The organism is Oceanisphaera psychrotolerans, from assembly GCF_001870485.1.
In the GTDB taxonomy this organism is placed as follows: domain Bacteria; phylum Pseudomonadota; class Gammaproteobacteria; order Enterobacterales; family Aeromonadaceae; genus Oceanimonas; species Oceanimonas psychrotolerans.
In genome coordinates this window covers 122178-142945 of sequence record NZ_MDKE01000055.1, presented here as the reverse complement: position 1 = coordinate 142945, position 20768 = coordinate 122178, and the positions used below count along the sequence as shown (strand labels likewise).

At 61.7% G+C, this 20768-nt stretch carries 18 protein-coding genes; 7 read left to right on the top strand and 11 right to left on the bottom strand.

Going from position 1 to position 20768, the window contains the following annotated elements:
• From BFR47_RS15015 to BFR47_RS18270, 6 genes are all read left to right on the top strand, one after another.
• Positions 1 to 1621 (top strand): tandem-95 repeat protein (locus BFR47_RS15015; RefSeq protein ID WP_139215199.1); only part of this gene is annotated, 1621 nt, incomplete at its 5' end.
• 4 nt (positions 1622 to 1625) lie between these two features.
• Positions 1626 to 2990, top strand: a complete 1365-nt coding sequence (locus BFR47_RS15010) for an efflux RND transporter periplasmic adaptor subunit (protein WP_071473822.1) — start codon at positions 1626 to 1628, stop codon at positions 2988 to 2990.
• Complete coding sequence (locus tag BFR47_RS15005) at positions 2987 to 5122, top strand: site-2 protease family protein (protein WP_217645569.1); 2136 nt, start codon at positions 2987 to 2989, stop codon at positions 5120 to 5122. Before BFR47_RS15010 ends, BFR47_RS15005 begins: the two co-directional genes overlap by 4 nt.
• 169 nt (positions 5123 to 5291) lie before the next feature.
• Complete coding sequence (locus tag BFR47_RS18275; RefSeq protein ID WP_217645568.1) at positions 5292 to 6068, top strand: LytS/YhcK type 5TM receptor domain-containing protein; 777 nt, start codon at positions 5292 to 5294, stop codon at positions 6066 to 6068.
• The gene (locus BFR47_RS19225) at positions 6053 to 6175 is read left to right on the top strand and encodes a hypothetical protein (RefSeq protein ID WP_281245979.1); all 123 of its coding nucleotides are present in this window, start codon (positions 6053 to 6055) and stop codon (positions 6173 to 6175) included. The genes BFR47_RS18275 and BFR47_RS19225 overlap by 16 nt, the downstream gene beginning before the upstream one ends.
• Before the next feature lie 17 nt (positions 6176 to 6192).
• Positions 6193 to 7572: a putative bifunctional diguanylate cyclase/phosphodiesterase gene (locus BFR47_RS18270; protein WP_217645567.1), complete on the top strand. Its 1380-nt coding sequence runs from the start codon at positions 6193 to 6195 to the stop codon at positions 7570 to 7572.
• Positions 7573 to 7631: 59 nt separating this feature from the next.
• Here BFR47_RS18270 and BFR47_RS14995 read toward each other — a convergent pair whose 3' ends face one another.
• The 9 genes from BFR47_RS14995 to BFR47_RS14955 form a co-directional block, all read right to left on the bottom strand.
• Positions 7632 to 9521, bottom strand: a complete 1890-nt coding sequence (locus BFR47_RS14995) for a TRAP transporter permease (RefSeq protein WP_083399177.1) — start codon at positions 9519 to 9521, stop codon at positions 7632 to 7634.
• Positions 9522 to 9526: 5 nt separating this feature from the next.
• Entirely contained in the window at positions 9527 to 10459 is a 933-nt protein-coding gene (locus BFR47_RS14990) for a TAXI family TRAP transporter solute-binding subunit (protein ID WP_071473821.1), read from the bottom strand.
• A 100-nt stretch (positions 10460 to 10559) separates the two neighbouring features.
• A complete protein-coding gene (locus BFR47_RS14985) occupies positions 10560 to 11867 on the bottom strand; it encodes a glycosyltransferase (RefSeq protein WP_083399176.1) in 1308 nt (435 codons plus the stop codon).
• Positions 11868 to 12138: 271 nt separating this feature from the next.
• On the bottom strand, positions 12139 to 13554 hold the full coding sequence (locus BFR47_RS14980) for a mannose-1-phosphate guanylyltransferase/mannose-6-phosphate isomerase (protein ID WP_071473820.1): 1416 nt from the start codon (positions 13552 to 13554) through the stop codon (positions 12139 to 12141).
• A 35-nt stretch (positions 13555 to 13589) separates the two neighbouring features.
• Positions 13590 to 14273, bottom strand: a complete 684-nt coding sequence (locus BFR47_RS14975) for a pseudouridine synthase (RefSeq protein ID WP_071473819.1) — start codon at positions 14271 to 14273, stop codon at positions 13590 to 13592.
• 31 nt (positions 14274 to 14304) lie between these two features.
• Positions 14305 to 15558, bottom strand: coding sequence for an MFS transporter (locus tag BFR47_RS14970; protein ID WP_071473818.1), 1254 nt, complete (start codon positions 15556 to 15558; stop codon positions 14305 to 14307).
• Positions 15559 to 15598: 40 nt separating this feature from the next.
• Positions 15599 to 16027: a YybH family protein gene (locus tag BFR47_RS14965; RefSeq protein ID WP_083399175.1), complete on the bottom strand. Its 429-nt coding sequence runs from the start codon at positions 16025 to 16027 to the stop codon at positions 15599 to 15601.
• Positions 16028 to 16373: 346 nt separating this feature from the next.
• On the bottom strand, positions 16374 to 17462 hold the full coding sequence (locus BFR47_RS14960) for an NADH:flavin oxidoreductase/NADH oxidase (RefSeq protein WP_083399174.1): 1089 nt from the start codon (positions 17460 to 17462) through the stop codon (positions 16374 to 16376).
• A gap of 6 nt (positions 17463 to 17468) precedes the next feature.
• Entirely contained in the window at positions 17469 to 17648 is a 180-nt protein-coding gene (locus tag BFR47_RS14955; RefSeq protein WP_071473816.1) for a hypothetical protein, read from the bottom strand.
• Positions 17649 to 17803: 155 nt separating this feature from the next.
• Here BFR47_RS14955 and BFR47_RS14950 point away from each other — a divergent pair, with 155 nt between their 5' ends.
• Entirely contained in the window at positions 17804 to 18691 is an 888-nt protein-coding gene (locus tag BFR47_RS14950) for a LysR substrate-binding domain-containing protein (protein WP_071473815.1), read from the top strand.
• An 85-nt stretch (positions 18692 to 18776) separates the two neighbouring features.
• Here the strand turns inward: BFR47_RS14950 and BFR47_RS14945 are convergent, their stop codons facing one another.
• Positions 18777 to 19391: a hypothetical protein gene (locus BFR47_RS14945; RefSeq protein WP_139215198.1), complete on the bottom strand. Its 615-nt coding sequence runs from the start codon at positions 19389 to 19391 to the stop codon at positions 18777 to 18779.
• An 88-nt stretch (positions 19392 to 19479) separates the two neighbouring features.
• Entirely contained in the window at positions 19480 to 20559 is a 1080-nt protein-coding gene (locus BFR47_RS14940) for an ADP-ribosylglycohydrolase family protein (RefSeq protein WP_071473813.1), read from the bottom strand.
• Between the last annotated feature and the right edge of the window lie 209 nt (positions 20560 to 20768).

Here is a 20768-nt window from a genome sequence, read left to right as displayed (position 1 = left end):
CGAAGACACCACCAAGGTGCTGGGCGCCGATGATTTCGGCAGCTTCGCCGATGTGGATGGCGACAGCCTGGCCGGTGTGCAGATCACCAGTCTGGAAACCGCCGGCAGCCTGGAGTACTTCGACGGCAGTGACTGGGTGGCGGTGACGCTGAACCAGGCGATCAGCAAGGCCGACCTGGATGCCGGTTACCTGCGCTTCGTGCCGGGTGAGAACGAGAGCGGCAACGACTACAGCGAGATTGGCTTCAAGGTCAGTGACGGCACGGTGTACAGCGATAGCAGCTACACCCTGACCGTCAACGTGGATGCGGCCAATGATGCGCCGGTGGCTCAGGCCGACACTGCCAGCACCAAAGAAGACATCCCGGTAACCATCGATGTGCTGGCCAACGACAGCGATATCGACGGTCCGGCGCTGAGCATCAAGTCGGCCACGGTGCCGGCCGAACAGGGCACCGTGAGCATCGTGGATGGCAAGCTGGTGTTCACGCCGGCGGCCAACTTCAACGGCGAGGCCACCATCAGCTATGTGGCCACCGATGGCAGCCTGGACACGGCGTTGACCAGCGTGACGGTCACCGTCACGCCGGTGGCCGACCCGGTGACGGTATCGAGCCCCGTGGTCAATGAAGCCTCACCTTATGCGGTGTTCACCGTCAAAGGTGTGGCGGGCGAGAGGGTGGAACTGGTGCTGGGTGGTGGCTCGGCCGCGGGGGCCGGTATCGATTACGGCGCCATCGGCGGCAACAACCTGGAAGTCTCTGCCGATGGCGGAGCAAGCTGGACGCCTTATTCGTCTGCAGCCATGCTGCCGGCGAGTGGAGCCCTGCTGGTGCGCACGCCGGTGATCGATGACGCCATCAAGGACAACAATAAAACCTTTAATCTGATGGCCACCCCGCAAGGGGGCAGCAGTGTCACGGCCACGGCCACCCTCAAGGACGACGGCAGTGGTGTCATTTTCAATGCCGATGGCAGCATCAACGCAACCGCCAGACGAGATAATGACGCCACGACGCCACCGGTCACTCCGGCAGCTCCGTCCCGGGCGGCGGTACCGGCTCCGGCTGCCGGCACGGGTGTTACCTCAACGGCACCGGTCAGCCAGGTTGCAGCGGAACCCAAAGTCACCTTTAGCGACACCAGCTATGAGCCGCTGTCGGGGGTGTTGATGGTGCAGCGTGATATTCCCGAGCAGAACTTCAGCTCCAGTGGTGGCCTGACGACCATCAGCTTCATTATTCCGGCGGATACCTTTGGCCACACGCAGCCGGGGGTGGATATCCAGCTCAGTGCCGTACTGGTGAATGGTCAGTCGCTGCCGGACTGGCTGCTGTTCGATGCAGAGAAGGGCGAGTTCCGGGGGGTGGCACCGGCCAATTTTGACGGTGTTATGGTCATCAAGGTCATCGCGCGGGACGAAAATGGCCGCCAGGTTGAAACGCAGGTCACGATTCGTGTCCGCGCCGATGCCAATAGCGATACCACGGCACAGACCGGCAAAATCGGTCTGATGGATCAGCTCAAGTCGCAGTCCCAGTTTGCCTGGAAGGGAGAGCGGGATCGGCTGATCGAGCTGGCTCGTCAGGCAGTGAATACCGGCGCCGAGGGTGACGTATAACCACATGAATGCCTCGATAACGCTGCCAGTGTCGGCGGAACAGACACTGGCTACCCTGCTGCAACTGAGCCGTCGCGCACGCCAGTGTGACAAGGCAGCCGAACTGCGATTCTTGCTGGTGAACGAAACCCAGGCGCTGGTGCCCTTTCGTCAGTCGGCCTTCTGGAGCCGGGATCAGGGGGTGGCCGCACTGTCCGGCGTCACGGCTGTCGAGCAGCATGCCCCCTATGTGCAGTGGCTGATGCGCTGGTGCGGGCAGGGTGAGGATGCCAGCGAGTCCGGCGCCTTTGCCACCGATTTGCGTGCGTTGGCGGGGAAAGATCCGGACTGGGCCGAGTGGCTGCCGCCGTTTCTGGCGACGGTTGAACTGCCCGGTGGTGGCCGTTTCAACGGCGGACGACTGGTGCTGGCACGCGATACGCCGTTCAACAGTGCCGAGCTGGCATTGCTGCAGGAGTGGGCCGAAGCCTGGTCGGCCCGTTACGCCATTGTGCAGCCCGTCAGCTGGCGGGGCCGATGGCGTACCCGGGGCGCATCGAGCGCGACCCGACGCTGGCTGATCCGGCTCGGGGCGGTGGCGGTAACCCTGTTGATCGGCATGCTGCCGGTACGGCTGACGGTGCTGGCTCCGGCCGAGCTGATCCCGCTGGATCCGGCGATTGTTCGTGCCCCGCTGGACGGTATCGTCGATCGGGTGCTGGTCACGCCCAATCAGCGGGTCACCGAAAGGCAACCGCTGTTCGAGTTTGATCGAGTCAGCCTGGCGAGTCGGCTGGAGGTAGCGGGGCGTCAGTTGGTCACGCAACAGGCCGAATACCGCCGCAATGCCCAGCGGGCCTTGTTTGATCCGGACAGCAAGGCCGAACTGGCGGTGTTGCAGAGCCAGATTGATCAGCAGCAGGTCGAGGTCGAATATCTGCGGGAGCTGAACCGGCGCAGCGAGGTCTTGTCCCCCCGGGCCGGCATCGTGCTGCTCGACGACGCCAGTGACTGGGTCGGGCGGCCGGTGGTCACCGGAGAGCGGGTGTTGGTGGTGGCCGACGAAACACAAACCCAGCTGGAAGCCTGGTTGTCACCGGCCGACATGATTGCGTTGCCGGCCGAGGCACCGGTTACCCTCTATCTGGTATCGGATCCGCTCACGCCGCTCGGGGCCAGGGTCGAATATGTGGCTCACGAGCCGGAGCTTCGTCCGGAGGGCCATTACGCCTATCGGGTGCGGGCGCGGCTTGTGGTCGAGGATGAAGCGCAGCCGGGTCCGCGAGTCGGACTGAAAGGCACCGCCAAGCTGGAAGGTGAACGGGTGTCCCTGGCTTACTGGATCCTGCGTCGTCCCTGGGCGGCGTTGCGTGCCTGGATCGGCTTGTGAGTGCATTACCGGCGGCCACAACGGCGCCCTGGCCCCAACTGCGCGATGAACTGACCCTCTATGCGGGGCCCAGCTCGCCGACCGGGGCACCCAGCTGGTCGCTGCACGATCCGGTGCGCAATCTCTATTTTCGTATCGACTGGCTCACCTTCGAAATTCTCTGCCGCTGGCAACTGGCCGACGCCGACTCGATTGCACAGGCATTGCAGCAGGAAACCACGCTGCAGGTGGACGCACAAGCCGTGTCCAGGGTGGTCGATTTTGTGCAGCAACACGAACTGATCAAGCGCTCGACGGCGCAAGACAGCCGCGCACAAACGGCGCAGACCGAGCGGCGCCAGCCGGGCTGGATGACCCGGCTGTTGCATCATTACCTGTTTTTTCGGGTGCCGCTGTGGCGGCCGGATGCCTGGCTGGGCCGCACCCTGCCCTGGGTTGGCTGGTGCGCCAGCCGTGGTTTTGTCTGGCTGACGCTGGCGGCCCTGCTGCTGGGGCTGGTCGAGGTTTCTCGCCAGTGGGACCGTTTTACCGCGACCCTGGTGGATCTGTTCAGCCTGCAGGGCGTGCTGGCCTATGGCGTGACCCTGGTGTGCGTGAAGTTTCTGCATGAGCTGGGGCATGCCTATACCGCCAAACGTTATGGCTGCCGGGTACCGACCATGGGCATCGCCTTTCTGGTGATGTTTCCGATGGCCTACACGGATGTGAATGATGCCTGGAAGTTGCCACAGCAAAAGCAGCGGCTGCGGGTGGGGGCGGCGGGCATTCTGACCGAGCTGACCATAGCGGCATGGGCAACTCTGTGCTGGACCTTGCTGCCGGATGGGGTATTGCGCAACGGCGCCTTCCTGCTGGCGACCACCACCTGGTTGTCGACCCTGGCCATCAACGCCTCGCCTTTCCTGCGCTTTGACGGTTACTTTCTGCTGATGGACGCACTGGAGCTGCCCAACCTGCATCCGCGGGCCTTTGCCCTGGCTCGCTGGCGGCTGCGAGAAGGGCTATTTGCACTGGGCGAGCCGCAGCCCGAGGTGTTTCCGGCACGCCGGCACCGAATGCTGCTGCTGTTTGCCTGGGGTACCTGGCTCTATCGGCTGATCGTCTTCACCGGCATCGCGGTGCTGGTCTACCTGATGTTTCCCAAGCCGCTCGGCCCCCTGCTGGCGGGGGTGGAAATAACCTGGTTTATCTTGCGCCCGATCTGGCGGGAACTGGTGGTCTGGGCGCAATACAGAGGTGTCATCATGAAACGCAAACGCAGCGTCATTACCCTGGGCATACTGCTCCTTTTCTGTGCGCTGGTGGCCTTGCCCTGGGACAGCCGTATTCATACCCAGGCGCTGCTGACGCCGGCGGTGAGCACCCCCCTGATCGTGGCGGGTGATGCCCGGCTGGAACAGATGCTGGTGGCGCAGGGCAGCCGGGTTGCACCGGGTCAGGTCATCGCCCGGCTCGGTTCGCCGGATCTGCTGTTTCAGCGGCGTGCGGCCGAGGCCCGGTTGCGCGGTTTGCAATGGCGGAGCGAGGCCAGCGGTTTGCAGGCTGAATGGCGCGAACAGCAGCAGGTGCTGCGGGCCGAACGCCAAAAAGTGGAGGCGGAGCTGCGGGGCATAGATGAACTGCTGGCCCAGTACCGGCTGGTGGCACCGCAGCAGGGGCTGTTGTTCTGGAACAGTCAGGATCTGGCCGAGGGGCAGTGGCTGGCACAGAACGAAACACTGGCCACCGTGGTCGACATGGAGACATGGCAGGTACACGGCTACCTGCAGGAGTACGAACTCGACCGTATTCGGGTGGGTGACCGTGCCCGTTTCTATGCCGAGTCGGATCGTATCGCGCCGCTGTCGCTGACCATCAGTCGTATCGATACCGACGCCACCCGGGTGCTGAACGACGGTATGCTGGCGTCGGCCAGAGGCGGAGAACTGCTGGTCCGGGAGCAGGGCGAACAGCTGATCCCTGAGCTGGCCCTGTACCGGGTGGCACTGGAGCTGGAGGAACAGCCGGGGCTGCCACTGACCGGACTGGCTCAACTGCGTGGCAGGCTGGTGATCTACGGCGAACCGCGTGCCTGGAGCTGGCACTACTGGCGTTCGGCGCTGGCCCTGATCCGTCAGGAGGCCGGCTTCTAGCCGGTACCAGACAGGCACCTCATCCCGGTCGGATCCCGGGGTATCAGTGGCTGCTTGATCTGAAACAATTGAAATTGCCGGTAAATATGTTCACATACGCGTTCTTTACGCTTCATCATCGTCACGTTTCTGCATTTTATTTCGTTCAGGACCCAGGGGGCCCTTTTTCTTGATTATCCATTTTGTTGAACATTCCGCGCTGCTGTTGTCATTGTGCTGGCTGCTGACACTGAATACCCGCTTCTGGGACCGGCAGGACAGCACCGCAAAGTTGAGTACCGGACTGCTGTTCGGCATGACCTGCGTGATTGGCATGATGATCGCAATCAAGCTGGATAGCGGGTGGGTATTCGATGCCCGCAGCGTGATACTGAGTATAGCGGCACTGTTCGGTGGCCCTCTGGTCGCCGGTATCGCCGCCCTGCTTGCCGGCAGCTACCGCATCTGGCTGGGGGGGGCGGGCATGTGGACGGGGTTGTCCGTTATCGTCATGTCCGTGCTGCTGGGCCTGCTCTACCGTCATTTGCAGCGGCAGGGCCGAGTCGGCAAGGGACCCGGGTCGCTGCTGGTTTTCGGCCTGCTCGTCCATACCCTGGTGCTGTTACTGTTTTTTCTGCCGCCGGTGCCCAATGCCGCCTCCATTTCATGGCAGGCCGGTGTGCCCATGCTGCTGGTGATGCCTGTGGCGACCGTCTGTCTGGGCTGGATGCTCGGGGATATCAGGCGGCGGCTCCGTGACGAACGGGAGCTGCAGATCGCGGCCACCGCCTTCGAGACCCGGCAAGGCCTGCTGGTTACCGATCAGCACAGCCGCATTCTGCGGGTCAACCAGGCATTCAGTACCATCACCGGTTACGGTGCCGACGAGGTGATGGGCAAAAATGCCAGCCTGCTCGGCTCCGGGCGCATGATGCGGCCTTTTATCAGGCGATGTGGCAACAACTGACCACAGAGGGGCGTTGGCAGGGCGAGATCTGGAACCGGCGCAAGAACGGCGAAATATATCCCGAATGGCTGTCGATCAGCGGGGTACGCAACCACCAGGCGAGCTAACCCACTATGTGGCCTCGATGGACGACATCACCGAGCGCAAGGCCGCCGAAGCGCGTATCCGGCATCTCGCCTGCTTCGATGCGCTGACCGGTCTGCCCAACCGCAGCCTGTTGCTCGATCGGGTGCAGCATGCCATGGAGATAGCAGCTCGCCGTAACCAGTATGCCGCCCTGTTGTTTCTGGATCTGGATGGCTTCAAGAGTATCAACGACCTCTATGGCCACCATACCGGTGACCAGTTGCTGAGCCAGATCGCCAACCGACTCGGTGCCGCCGTGCGCGCCAGTGATACGGTGGCGCGCCTCGGCGCCGACGAATTTGTGGTGATGATCGAGAGTCTGGCCGGTGACCATCAGGAGGCCGCTACCCGGGCCGAGCAGTATGCGATGCAGCTGCACAACGCATTGGACAAACCCTGTCGAATCGAGCAGCTCGAATTGCACAGCACGGCCAGTATCGGCATCACCCTGTTCAATGGTACCGGCAACCCGGCCGACGAGCTGATACAGCAGGCCGATCTGGCCATGCATCAGGTCAAGGTATCGGGCAGGGATGGTATCCGCTTCTTTGACCCGGCCATGCAGGAGGCGGTCAGTACGCGCCTGCGCCTGGAGGAAGACATTCGCCGGGGGCTGCAGGCCGAAGAATTCATCCCCTACCTGCAGCCGCAGCTGGATGAGGCCGGCCGCGTGACGGGCGCCGAGGTGCTGGCGCGCTGGCAGCACCCGCAACGGGGCCTGCTCGGTCCGGGCGTTTTTATCGAGGTGGCCGAGCAGGCCGGCCTGATCGAGCAGATAGATTTGCAGATGCTGCGCCAGGCCTGTCACCGGTTGGCACTGTGGCAGGGTGACGCGGACACCGCCGGGCTCAGCCTGGCGGTCAATCTCAGTGCCCGGCTGCTGTATCAACCCGCGTTCGTCGATACCGTGCTCCAGCTGCTGGCCCGGAGCGGTGCCAATCCTCAGCGGCTGAAGCTGGAACTGACCGAAACCATGTTGCTCGATGACATGCCGGGGGCCATTGAACGCATGCACGAACTCAGGCGTCATGGGATCTATTTTTCGATTGACGACTTCGGTACCGGCTATTCGTCACTGGCCTATCTGCAGAAACTGCCGCTGGATCAGTTGAAAATCGACCAGTCCTTTGTGCGTGATATGACGGCTGGCGGCCATGGCCTGGAGATTATCCGGGCCATCTGTGCATTGGCCGGCAGCCTGCGGCTGGAGGTGATTGCCGAAGGGGTGGAAACGGAGGATCAACGGAGCGGGCTGCTGGATATCGGCTGCCGGCACTTTCAGGGCTATCTGTTTGGCCGGCCCATGTCGCTGGAGGAGTTCGAGCGGTTGCTGGTGGTGCCGGAAGCATCGCCGTTAAGGGCGTCAGGCGGGATATAACAGGCAAAAAAATACCGGGCACGGAGCCCGGTATGCTTGAGACATTGTTTCAGTAAGCGTCAGGCGTTTACCGGATCACTGCCTTTTTTCCAGTCCCACAGGGCGACCAGCGTCAGCACGGCCAGGGCACTCAGACGCACCACCGGGCTTTCGACCAGCATCAGGGCGGCGATGATCAGTAGCAGGCCACGCGCCGGCACATTGAGGCGGTTGAACAGTCGTCCTTCCACCCCGCAGGCAAAGGCGATGATCAGACCCAGAGTGGCCAGAATCGCCACCGCAAAGCGGAAGGCGGTGTCATCGGCCTGCCACAGCAGCCCGGAGTAGGCCATCATCAGCGGGATGATGAAGAAGCCGAAGGCCAGCTTGAAGGCCTGCACCGCCGACTTCATGGGCGAGGCACCGGCAATGCCGGCACCGGCAAAGGCGGCCAGGGCGATGGGCGGGGTGACGTTCGAGGTCTGCGACAGCCAGAACACGATCAGGTGCGCGGTCAGTACCGGCAGGCCGAACTCGCTCAGCGCAGGCACCGCCATCACCGACAGCACTATGTAGGCGGCGGTGACCGGCAGGCCCATGCCCAGCACCACGGCGGCCAGGGCGATCAGGATAAAGGCCCCCCACAGGTAGCCGCCGGACAGCGCCAGCAGTGCCTGGGTGAACTGCAGGCCGATACCGGTCTGACCTACGACCCCGACCACGATACCGGCGGTGGCACAGGCGGCACTGATGGGCAGTATCATCAGGGCACCGTCGCGCAGACCGGCGAGAATGGCGGAGAAGGGCACCCAGGTCTTGCGGCGGCTGAAGGCGGCCACGATGATGGCCAGACAGCCGGCCAGACCCACCAGCACGGGCGAGTAGCTCATCAGCAGCAGCATGGTGATCATCACCAGCGGCAGCAGGTAATGCCAGCCCTGTTTGACCACCACCGCGACCTTCTGCACGTTGTCCATGCCGCTGAGGCCGAGCTTGCAGGCCATCAGGTGCACGTACAGCAGGGTACAGAAGAAGTAGAGGATGGCCGGGGCAATGGACACCATCAGGATCTCGGCATAGGGCAGGCCGGTAAACTGGGCCATGACGAAGGCGCCCGCTCCCATGACCGGCGGCATGATCTGGCCCCCGGTGGAGGCGGCCGCTTCGATGCCGGCGGCCTGCTCGGGCTTGTAGCCGAGCTTTTTCATCATCGGGATGGTCAGGGCGCCGGTGGTCACGGTGTTGGCAATGGCCGAGCCGGAAATGGAACCCAGGGCGGCAGAAGCCAGCACCGAGGCCTTGGCCGGGCCGCCCCGGTAGCGCCCGGCAATGGCAAAGGCGCAGTCGATAAAGAACTGGCCAGCACCGGTTACCTGCAGCAGGGCACCGAACAACACGAACACGAACACCACGCCGGCGGAAATGGCCAGGGGAGCGCCGAATACGCCGTTGGTGGAGAAGATATGGAAGCGGATGATTTCCTGCAGGTCGAAGCCCTTGCTGGCGAAGCTGTCCGGCAGGACGTTGCCAAACATGGCATACACCAGAAACAGGATGGCAATGGCGCTCATCACCCAGCCCACGGTACGGCGGGTGGCCTCCAGCAGCAGGACGATCAGTACGGCGCCGGTGTAGAGATCTACATTGCCCAGGCCGTCCAGCAGGAAGCTCAGGTCGTTGTAGTCGAAGTTGGACAAACGGAAACCGGCCCAGACACTGATCACCGCGAACACCAGATCAGACAAACGTCCGAGCTGGTACAGGGGTGAAGAGCGGGAAAAGGCAGGATTGACCATGAAGACCAGCACCAGTACCCAGCTCAGGTGAACGGGCAGGAAGATGGGGGCCGACAGTTCGGCGGCCAGGCCATGCCAGATCTGGAACAGGGTAAGGGCCAGTGCGACGGCCCCTATCAAATAATCGAACCCGCCAAGCCTGGCGGGTTCGTTGTTTATATCGTGTTGTTGCATGGAGCTTAGTTGCCTTTCATTTCATTCAGGTAGGTCTGGCTGCTTTCATGCAGTGGTGCACCCTGCAAACGATCCATGTTTTCAACCGTGGTGCTTTTGGCATCGGCGATCACGTTCTTGATGCCGTCCATGTTGTCAAAGGCGGTTTTCAGCATCTCGTTGGCCAGCTTGGGATCCAGATCCTTCTTCACCACCAGCACGTTCCAGACTGCGGGGGCGGTGAATGCCGGTACCTTGTTGTAGGTGTCGGCGGGAATTTCCATGCCGGCATAGGCGGGTTGGGCGGCGTGGATCTTGTCCAGCTCTTCCTGGCTGAAGGACAGGACGCGGATATCACGGGTCAGGGCCAGTTCGGTGATGGCACCCACACCGGCGCTGCCGATGATGACGCCGGCATCGATCTGACCGTTGGCCAAGGCTTCGGTGGTGGCGGTGTAGTTCAGGCTCTGGGCCTTGAAATCACCTTCCTGGATGCCCAGGGCCGACAGGATAGCGGTGGAGCCAACGCGGGTGCCGGAGCCGGGGGCACCCACGGACACTTTCTTGCCCTTGAGGTCGGCCACGGAGTTGATGTCGGAGTCAGCCGGTACCAGGAATTGCACCACGTTGGGGTAAAGGGCAAACAGCACGGACACATCCATCGGACGCTTGAACGGGGCTTCACCGTTCACGGCGGCCAGTACGGAGTCACCCATGGCGATACCGGCCAGCTGCTGGCCGGAGGCGACCTTGATGATGTTTTCAACCGAGGCGGCGGTGACTTCGGCACGCATGTTGAAGCCATCGATATTCTCGCTCCAGACCTTGGCCAGCATGCCGCCCAGTGGGTAGTAGGTGCCGCTCTGGCTGCCGGTGCCAATGGTGTAATTGGCGGCGGCGACAGGCAGGGTGACGGCCAGAGATGCCGCTATCAGCGCGCGTTTTAACCAGGATGTCATAGTGAATGTCCTTATTATGGAGTTTACTAACCTGCTCTGCAGGTTGCTGCCGAGCCGATGATTTGTTTACGAAAGGTTATTCTAATGTAGTTTGTTACTTTCACAAGGGATTGATGGCGCAATGTTTTTCGACAGGCCGACGGCGTGGCGCAACACCGGCGGTCGGCCCGTTATCAGCCTGACGAGAGGGGGCGTTCTTGGCCGCGATCCACTGGGACATGTATTTAGTGCTCATCATACTGTGGTGGCGAAGCATGCTGCCGGTGAAGTTGTGCAGCCGGTGCTGGTCCAGCCCGGCGGCCGTGGCCTCGATACGCGCGATCAGTTGCTCACCCAGCACCTGGCCGTGATAACGGCTGTGCAGCAGCGCCGTGCCCTGTTGTTGTGCCCGCAGCCAGGCTTGCTTGTCGTTGTATAACGCCACCGCCGCCGCCGCGAACGCCTCGGCATCGTCGGCAATCATCCCCGGCCAGGGAGCATCGCCGTGCATGCCTTCGCTGCCGATGGGGGTGGTGATGCTCGGGGTCTGCATGATCATGGCATCCAGCAGCTTGCCCTTGATGCCGGCGCCGAAACGCAGCGGTGCCAGGCAAACTCGGGCCTGCTCCATTACCGCGAAGGCGTCATCGGCCCAGCCCTTGATCAGAAAACCGGTTTTTGGATTGTGCAGTGCCGTGGCCTTGGGCGGCGGGTAGGAGCCGTAGATATGCAGCTCGGCCTCGGGCAGTTGCTTGCGGATCAGCGGCCAGATTTGCTGCAGGTAGAGCACCGCATCCCAGTTGGGAGCGTGGCGAAAGTTGCCGATGGTCATGAAGTGCCGGCGGCTGGCGTAATCGGCGGTGTGAGCCGGAAGTCGCGCCAGATTGACCATGAAGGGCAGGTGATGCAGCAGGCTGTCATCGATCTTGAAGCGGTCCTGCAACAGCGCCATTTCAGCATCCGAGATGATCAGGGACAGATCGCTGCGCAGGATGGCGGCGATTTCCCGCCGGGCGATGTCATTGAACAGATCGGCGGTGGTCATGTCCCGGTCCGCCTTGTGGGCCTGGTGGCGGGCATGGCGCAGACACTGCAGATCTTCGGTATCCAGTATCCTGAGCGCCTGGGGGCAGTTTTTTTCGACCCGCCAGCCGAACTGCTCTTCCATCATGAAACGGTCGAAAATGACGATATCCGGCGCGTATTCGGCGATATAGGCATCGAAACTGTCGCAATTGAGCGCAATGCTCCGGCTGGTAATACCTTCTGCTGCCAGATCGACCATGTGCTCGGTGCGCTGGGCCGGGGTGGCGAATTCCACCTGCCAGCCCTGCTGTTTATACAGCCGCAGAATAGACAGCATGTGGCTGCCGGCGGCGGAAGAGTTGGGCTCGGGCCAGACATAGCCAATCACCAGTACTTTTTTCATTTCATTATCTTCCTGTCGTCACCTGATGAAGGTGTTCGGATTTATCACTGTGCTGTGTTCTGCTGTAGTCAAAGAGGAAACAGGGTTGCCTCCCCCGACACGCTTCGAGCACATCCATGTGGCGCTCGGCAAATGCCGTCCCTGTTACCTCTTTTGAGGCGCGGTTTGAGCCCCCATGGATGGGTTTACGGCGTGTCGGTTGAGTAGTGCGCTTTGCCTGATGACACCATTAAGCTCAACAAAAACTTGTGACTAAGAGACAGGCTTACGGCTATGTTTTCCTGCCGTAGCTGTCTTCAAAGCGGACGATGTCGTCTTCGCCCAGATAGGCACCGGACTGCACCTCTATCAGTTCCAGCGGTATCTTGCCCGGGTTTTCCAGAGCGTGACGCTGACCGACCGGAATATAAACCGACTGATTCTCGGTGAGCAGCCGGGTCTGGTCGCCCTGAGTGACCCGGGCGGTGCCGCTGACCACCACCCAGTGTTCGGCTCTGTGATGGTGCATCTGTAACGACAGGCTGGCCCCGGGATTCACGGTAATGCGCTTGACCTGATAGCGTTTGCCGCTGTCGATGGCGTCGAATTTTCCCCAGGGACGATAGCACTCGCGGTGGGTGATGTGTTCCTGGCGGCCTTGCGCGTCGAGCTGTGCCACCAGTCGCTTCAGCTCCTGTTCCTTGTTTTTACGGGCCACCAGCACCGCATCGCTGGTTTCGACTATCACCAGATCCGTGACCCCCAGGGCGGCGACCAGACGGCTCTCAGCATGGATCAGGCAGTTGCCCACCTGCTCGGTCAGCACGTCGCCGCGCAGGGTGTTGCCCCCTTCATCCTGCCCCAGTTGTACCGCCAGCGCCGACCAGGAGCCTACATCGCTCCAGCCCACCTCAAGTGGCACCATGGCCGCGTCAAGCGTGTGCTCCATCACCCCGTAGTCCACCGAAATATCCGGGCAGGCGGCAAAGGCGTCGGCGTCGAGCCGGATAAAGTCGAGATCCCGCTCGCAGCCTTCCAGCGCCGCCTGACTGGCGGCCAGCACCTCGGGCTGAAAGCGTGCCAGTTCCTGCAGATAGCGCTTGGCCTGGAACATGAAAATGCCGCTGTTCCAGTCATAACCGCCGGCGGCCAGATAGGTCTCGGCCCTGGCCCGGTCCGGTTTTTCGATAAATTGCGCCACCTCGAAGCCGCTTGTACCCTCGATGGCCGCGCCCCGTCGCAGATAGCCATAACCGGTTTCCGCCCGGGTGGGGGGAATACCGAAGGTCACCAGCTTGCCCGCCTGGGCCAGCGGAAGGGCGGCGTTCACGGCGGCATGAAAGGCGGCAACATCCTCGATGGCATGATCGGCGGGCAGCGCCAGCAGCACCGCATCATCTGCCTGTTCACCGGCAAACAGGGCTGCGAGGGCGATGGCCGGTGCCGTGTTGCGGCCCACCGGCTCCAGCATGATCTGAGCCTGCCGGATCCCCAGTTGGCGTACCTGCTCGGCGGCCAGAAAACGGTGCTCCTCATTGCAGATCAGCAGAGGCTGGGGCGTATCCAGTCCCTCCAGCCGCTTGATGGTGGCCTGCAGCATCGATAGCGATGCATCCAGCAGTGGCAGAAACTGCTTGGGATATTGCTGGCGCGACAGCGGCCACAGGCGGGTGCCATGGCCGCCGGCCATGATCACGGGGAACAGCATGGGCTCATCCTTCTGATGGGGGAGTACGGCCTGGTTCAAAAGCTGCGCACCTCATCGGTGGTCAGGTGGCGCCACTGGCCCGACGGCACATCCAGCCGAACGGCACCGATCTGCTCCCGGTGCAGGCTGACCACCCGGTTGCCGACCGCCGCAAACATGCGTTTGACCTGATGAAAGCGGCCTTCGGTAATGGTGAGCAGCACTTCTCTGCTACCGAGCGATTCCACTCTGGCCGGCAGGGTCGGGGCACTTTCACCCTGCAGCAGCAGGCCCCGGGCAAAGGTGGCGGCCGCCTCTTCCGCCAGCGGGTCCCGCAGGGCTACCCGGTACGTTTTTTCACATTGTTGCTGCGGCCGGATGATGTTGAATGACCAGCGCCCGTCGTCGGTCAGCAGCACCAGACCGGTGGTGTCCGCATCCAGGCGACCGACGATATGCAGATCCTCGGCCCTGTCGATATCCAGCCGATGAAACAGCGACGGATAAATACCGTCCACGTTCGAACACAGGGTGCCGGCTGGCTTGTGCATCATCAGATAACGGGAAGGGCGGGCGACCAGTCGCTGGCCGGCCAGGGTAATGCAATTGTTTTCATGCACCTGGATCGCTTCATCGGTTACCGCCGACCCGTTGACGACCACCTCGCCGGCATGGATGACCCGTCTGGCCTCGGTACGGCTCAGCTCGGTGCTCTTGCAGAGAAATTTATCGAGGCGCATGACAGGCCACATTCAGCAACAAAGGGCGTCATTATCGCACAGCTTTGCCGGGCTGTGGCTCCCGTACCCGGGTGAGCAACCCGGCGCCGAGCACAAACAGTACCAGCAGGCTGAGAATGGAGACCCGATTGCTGCCGGAGATCAGCGCCACCAACCCCACCAGCAGGGGGCCCAGCACCGCCGCAAACTTGCCGATCATGTTGAACAGGCCGAAATAGGCCCCCGCCTGCCCGGCGGGGATCAGCCGGGAATAGAAGGAGCGCGACAGCGCCTGCACCCCGCCCTGCACCAGGCCGATGGCGGCAGCCATGATGAAGAACTGCCCCTCGGTTTGCAGGTAATAGCCCCAGGCGGTGACGCCCACATAGACCAGCAGGCCAAGGTAAATGGCCTTGCGGGTGCCGATGCGCTCGCCCAGATAGCCGAAGCCGACGGCGGCGGGAAAGGCGATGAACTGCACCATCAGCAGGGCGGCGATCAGGCTGTTGCTGTCAAACCCCAGCGCCATGCCGAAGTCCACCGCCATGCGGATGGTGGTATGCACCGCATCGATATACAGCCAGTAGGCCAGCAGGAAGGTGAGTATCCCCGGTCTGGTCACTGCCTGCCGGAGGATGGCGAACAGGCCGGCGAAACTGGTGTCGGTATCCATGTTGGCGGGACGCTCCCGCACCCGGATGAACAGCGGCAGCGCGAATACCGTCCACCATATGGCCACCATCACGAAAGACAGTTTCACCGCCTGGGCCGCCGAGGCCAGGCCGAACCACTCGGGTTGGGTGGCCATCACCACGTTGAGCGCAAACAGCAGGCCACCGCCGAGATACCCCAGGGCATAGCCCCAGGCCGACACCCGGTCGCTGTCTTCCGGGCCGGCCACATCCACCAGCAGGGCATCGTAGAAGGTGAGGCCACCGAAAAAACCCACGCTGGCCGCCGCGAACAACAACGCCGCCAGCAGCCACTGGCCCTCGCCGGCCCAGAACAGCCCCAGGGTCGGCAGCACCCCGATCAGGGTAAACAGCAGCAAAAAGCGCTTCTTGGCTCCCCGGCGATCGGCGATGGCCCCGAGCCAGGGCGAGATCAGCATCACCAGCAGGCTGGCCGCCGAGCTGAACAGGCCCAGCCAGAAGGTGCTCTGGGTGGCCGTCATGTCGCCGGCCCAGTACTGCTTGAACAATACCGGAAAGAAGCCGGCCAGCACGGTGGTGGCGAAGGTGGAGTTGGCCCAGTCGTACAGTGCCCAGGCCCAGGCAGCGCGGTTATGTTGCAGGGAAATGCCCATGAGTCATTATCCTGTAGCTTTGTGCCGGCGGCTGGGGTGGTCAGGCTTGCGGCAAGCGCTCGAGTACCGCCAGCATGGCCGGTGATATATCCGTGTGATGATGGATCATCTTCCAGCTGCCGGCCTCTCGTTGATAGAGGTTGGTGACCCTGTGCTCGATAGGGACGCTCTGGCCAGCGAGGGTGATCTGGCCCTGCTCTATGCCGGTCTCACAGGCCAGCTCCCCGACAATGTGGATGTGCTGCTGTTGCAGCTCGACCTTGCCGCCCGAGGCCAGCTGAGCCACTTGTTCAAACGAGGTACTGACGGCATTCCAGCCGACCTGCCGGTCGCCGATGGGGTGCATGGTTGTGACCAGGTTGCCGTGGGACCAGATAGCTGCCAATGGTTCTGCATCGCCATTGGCCATACAGGTCAGGGCGGCATAAAAGCTCAGGGATACGGTGCGAACTTCATCTTCCGGTGACATGGGTCTTCTCCTAGGGTCATCGCTGCGCTCGTACCTGAGCGGGGGCGGGCGTTATTATCTATTCTGGTCGTGATTGTGGGCCGCGACAAACTGGCCGAGGCGTTTTGATGAATGGATAGCGGCAGCAGTGCCTGGATGCGAGCATGGCTGCTACTACTAGCATAGTGAGCTTGCCATGGACAGATGCGGGATCTCCGACTTCATCACTTCCTCGCCGAAGGGCATAACCTCCAGCCTGGCGTAGAAACCTATGGTCTGCCCCTCCAAAATGGAGCTAAAGGGGTGATGAAACCGAACGGGGCTGGTTGATAATACAACCGGCCCCTTGTCATGTTTTCAGCTATGTTCAGCCGACAAAAAATGCATTTTGTACCGGCATCATGGTTTTGGTATCCACGCCCAGGGTCTGGGCCGCATGGAAAGGCCAGTAAGGGTCGCGCAGCATCTCACGGCCGAGCAGCACCAGCTCGGCCTGACCACTGGTGATGATTTTTTCCGCCTGCTCCGCTTCGGTAACGGCACCGACTGCCATGGTCTTGATCTCTGCTCCTTCCCGTATGCTGGCGGCCAGTCCTATCTGGTCGGCATTGCGGCTGCCCAATGAACTGCGTGACGCGGGGCTTGCGCCGCCCGCACTACAGTCGATAATGTCGACGCCCAGCTCCTTGAGCCACTTCGCCATTTGAATGTTGTCCTGAACGGTTAACCCCTGGTCATCCCAGTCGGCGGCAGAAAGCCGGACCGCCAGCGGCAGATGTTCTGGCCAGACATCCCTGATTTTCTTTGTGGTTTCCAGCAGCATTCGGGCCCTGTTTTCAAGGCTGCCCCCGTATTCATCCTGGCGGTTATTGGCGAGCGGCGTAAAGAAGCTGTGTAGCAAGTAGCCATGGGCCGCGTGGATCTCCAGCAGTTTGTAACCAGCCCGCAAGGCGCGTTGCGCGGCGGCGACGAAGGCGGTTTGGGTCTGCTCTATATCGACGTGGGTCATCATGCGGGGTGTTTTCCAGAGGCGGACGCCGTCGCTGTCGAACGGCTCACTACCCGGGGCCATGATATCGTAACCGCCCTCGTCGTTGCTCAGGTGATGCCCTCCTTCCCAGGGACGTGCGGCGCTGCCCTTGCGGCCGGCATGGGCTATCTGGATGCCGGGCACGGAGCCTTGTTGCTCAATAAAACGGGTGATGGGGATCAGTGCTTCTACTTGCTCATCGTTCCAGATGCCGGCACAGCCTGGAGTGATGCGTCCCTCGGGGGTGACAGCGGTGGCCTCCGACATGATCAGACCCGCACCGCCCACGGCCCGGGAGCCCAGGTGCACCAGATGCCAGTCGGTTGCGACCCCTTCTACAGAGCTGTATTGGCACATGGCAGAAACTCCGATGCGGTTTCTGAAGGTGACGTCTTTTATCTGTAAGGCGGAAAATAGTTGGGACATGATTGATCACTCCGGTGCGAGTCTTTTGCTGCGGATGGGGCGGGCCCCTGCTTGGTGAGTCTGGTGCTTGATAAGCATGACGGCGATAAACACCAAGCCGGGCACTGCATATTCCTTTGCGCCGATAGCTTTATCCTCAGCGCCAGAAAAGCCGTAACAGGCAGATATTTCATGTTGTGCCTCCATTTCTTAATCCCGGTTTGGTATCGCTTTATTGTGGCGATTTGCGTCGTCACGACAAACGATTTAACCTGTCACATAGAATAGATAATCTATTTTATGTGAATGGAGGTATCGTCCATGCGGCTTGGTTACACGGCTTTTTTTGCGGGGGATCTTTAATGCATAAACCCATGCCGCCCTTGCGGGCTCTGGTGGCCTTTGAGGCCTCGGTCCGTCATGCCAGTTTCAAGCTGGCAGCCGAAGAGTTGCATCTCACACCGGGAGCTGTCTCGCAGCAGGTGCAAAAGCTGGAGCAATGGCTGGGATACCCACTGTTTGTGCGCCAGGTGCGCCAGCTGCAGGTGACTGAACGTGGCATGAGCTATTTCAGCCGTATCGCACCGGCGCTGGAGCAGATAAGCGCCGCCAGCGAGGCCTGCCGGGAGCGTTCATCAGATGCGGTGTCGTTATCCTTGTCGCAGACGCTGGCGGCCAAATGGCTGGGGCCCCGACTGGGGGATTTCATGCGCCGACATCCCGACATTGAGGTCCATATCAATGCTGCCAATCATCCGGTTGATTTTCGGCGGGAAGCGGTGGACCTGGCGATTCGTCATTTTGACGGACGGGATCCGTCGCTCGATGTACAGGAAGTCTTCGACGATGCAGTCCGGTTGTTTTGTGCTCCCACATATCCTGATACCACGGCACTGCAGCACCCGGACCAGCTCGGCAATGCTACCCTGATTGTGGCCACGCCCTATCCATTCTGGAATGACTGGCTGAGCCGATTTACCACCATTGACCCCGAGGCGAGAAAGCGGATACCGGCCTTGTATTTCGACCAGACACTGTTGGCAATCGATGCGGCCAAGCGCGGGCAGGGCGTGGTGCTGAGTAACAATCTGCTGGTGCAGGAGGAGCTGGAACGGGGGGAGTTGATTGAGCCATTTGGGCTGTGGCTGCCCCTGAATAAAAGCTATTACCTGGTGCATCCCAGACGCCAGCCCCTCAGCAGGGCAGCCATGACCCTGAAAGACTGGTTGCTGGAGCAGTTTGCCCGATAAGGTGTCATGAGGCGGGTTTTATATTCTGGATGCCTGCTACTGCATGCAGGCCAGCTCCTCTTCCAGAACCTCTGCTGCCCGGGTTTTATCCGCCGCGCTCTTGCTCACGGAGCAAAATCCCGGTCAGCGCCTCCATAAAGCGGCAGGCACTGTCCAGCAGCCGTTTGAGATCGTGGATATCATCCGGCAGGCCGGTGATGGCATATATCAGTTTGTCGTCATAGGGGCGGATGTCGTTCAGCCGGTTTGTTTTCCGGTCCGCCCAGAATAACAGGTCGGCCTGAATGGCGTCGGTCAGCAGCCTGCGCATCCGCTCATCGTCATTGGTGTGTATGGCAAGACGGGCTTTCAGCCGCCCCGAGTTGAGGGCGGGGGCCTGACTGGAGCCAATCCATTCATTCACGCAGGCAGTGATGGTGCGCGGCTGAATGCGGAAGTCGAACTTATGCGGCGGCAGGCCCTTGAACAATACATAGGTGTATTCGACGGAGTTCCCGTCGATGCCCGTGGATGCGCTGGACACTTCCACCTCCATACCGGAACGGGAGTACAGGAGTTTCGGCATCAGCAACGGATTGTTCGAGGACACAGCGCCATTGGTTTCCGCGGCCAGCCGGTTCAGCATGGGGGTCATGCGGCGTGCTGTCCGGCCATGCAGCACCCAACCAAGCAGCAGGCCGGAGAGGATGAACAGACCCACGAATACCGGTGTACTCATCTCATCAATGCTCCCTGTCCGAAGGCATCAGCCCTGTGTGTTCGGAGTCGTACCAGAAGGCAATCCTGGCTCAACTCCGATGTGGCTCCAGCTGCAAGGCCAGCTCTCTGGACAGCTGAAGCAGCTCGACGGAGTCGGTCAGCCCCTCGACAAGGCGAACGGGTATTCCGGAAAGCCCTGCCCGGGCGCCGGCCAGGGCGCCGGTGAGCATGGCTCTGGCCTGATTTTGACCGCCACCATTGAGCGCATGAAGCACGGCCGACTCGAAGTCGTCGGCAAAGCGCGCTGCCAGGTAATAGACGGCCGGCAGCTGGTGATAGATGGCACAGGGCATGCCGTACACCAGCGACACCTTCCACGCCGGTTCGATACGGATACCTGCATCGGCGGCGGCCTGCGCCATGCAGGATGGCGTCAGCAGGGCATCGGGAGAGGCAAAGCGGCCGGCCCGGGAGGGCTCGGCCCCCGCAGCCGGTGGTTGCAGATTCTGCCGGGTAACCGCATGAAAGGGCAGCTCGCCGCGTTCGACCAGCTTCATTAATCGGCCCGAGAGCTGGTCGTCCAGTCTCCGGCCCTGCACCAGCTGACCGAGCACGGCGGCAAACGCCACCGTCATGGCGACCACAGTGTCATCATTCTGGGTCAGTACCGTGTTGGCGGCCACGGTTTCCGCCAGCCGGGCGGGCTGAGTGGCGTAGCGCACGGCGATGGCCAGGGTGCGTTCAATGGCCTCTGTGGTGTCGGCATGGCCGCCGCATTCGCTCCAGGGCCGCTTCTGCTCCACTCTTTTATGCCAGGCATCGCGTATCGACTGGCTGGTGTAGCCACCGGGACCGGCGTTGGGGGGGCCGTCCAGCAGCGGGAACAACTCCTGGTCCAGCCGGCGGCAGAAATCGATGTGGTCATAGCCGTTGCATGCCACCAGCGAATTCAGGGTCAGCCTGAGAATGAAGCCGGGCTGCGACAGATCTCCGGCCTGCAGACCCCGATGGTAACGGCCGGGCCTGGGCGTGGTGTAGTCGCTGATCCAGTGGCCGTGATCCCGGTGCAGGGCATCGAGATCGTAATACCAGTGCGGACCCACGCCCAGCGCCTCGCCGATAAAGGCCCCCATAAGAGCACCGGCGGCTCTGTCCTGTAATGGCGTCATGGCGATGTCCTGGTGTCGAAGCGATGTATTTACTATACGCCATTCACGCTTCGAAGCAGGGGGTGAAGCCCAGCCCCCGGCCTCGATGGTCACGGGCATGATGCCTCCGGATGCAGAGTAAAAGGCCCATTTAACACGGGCCTGGTGTCGGGGGCAGGCGAATACGCCTGTGATGCGGAATGGGCACAATACCAGGCGACAGCGCCTTT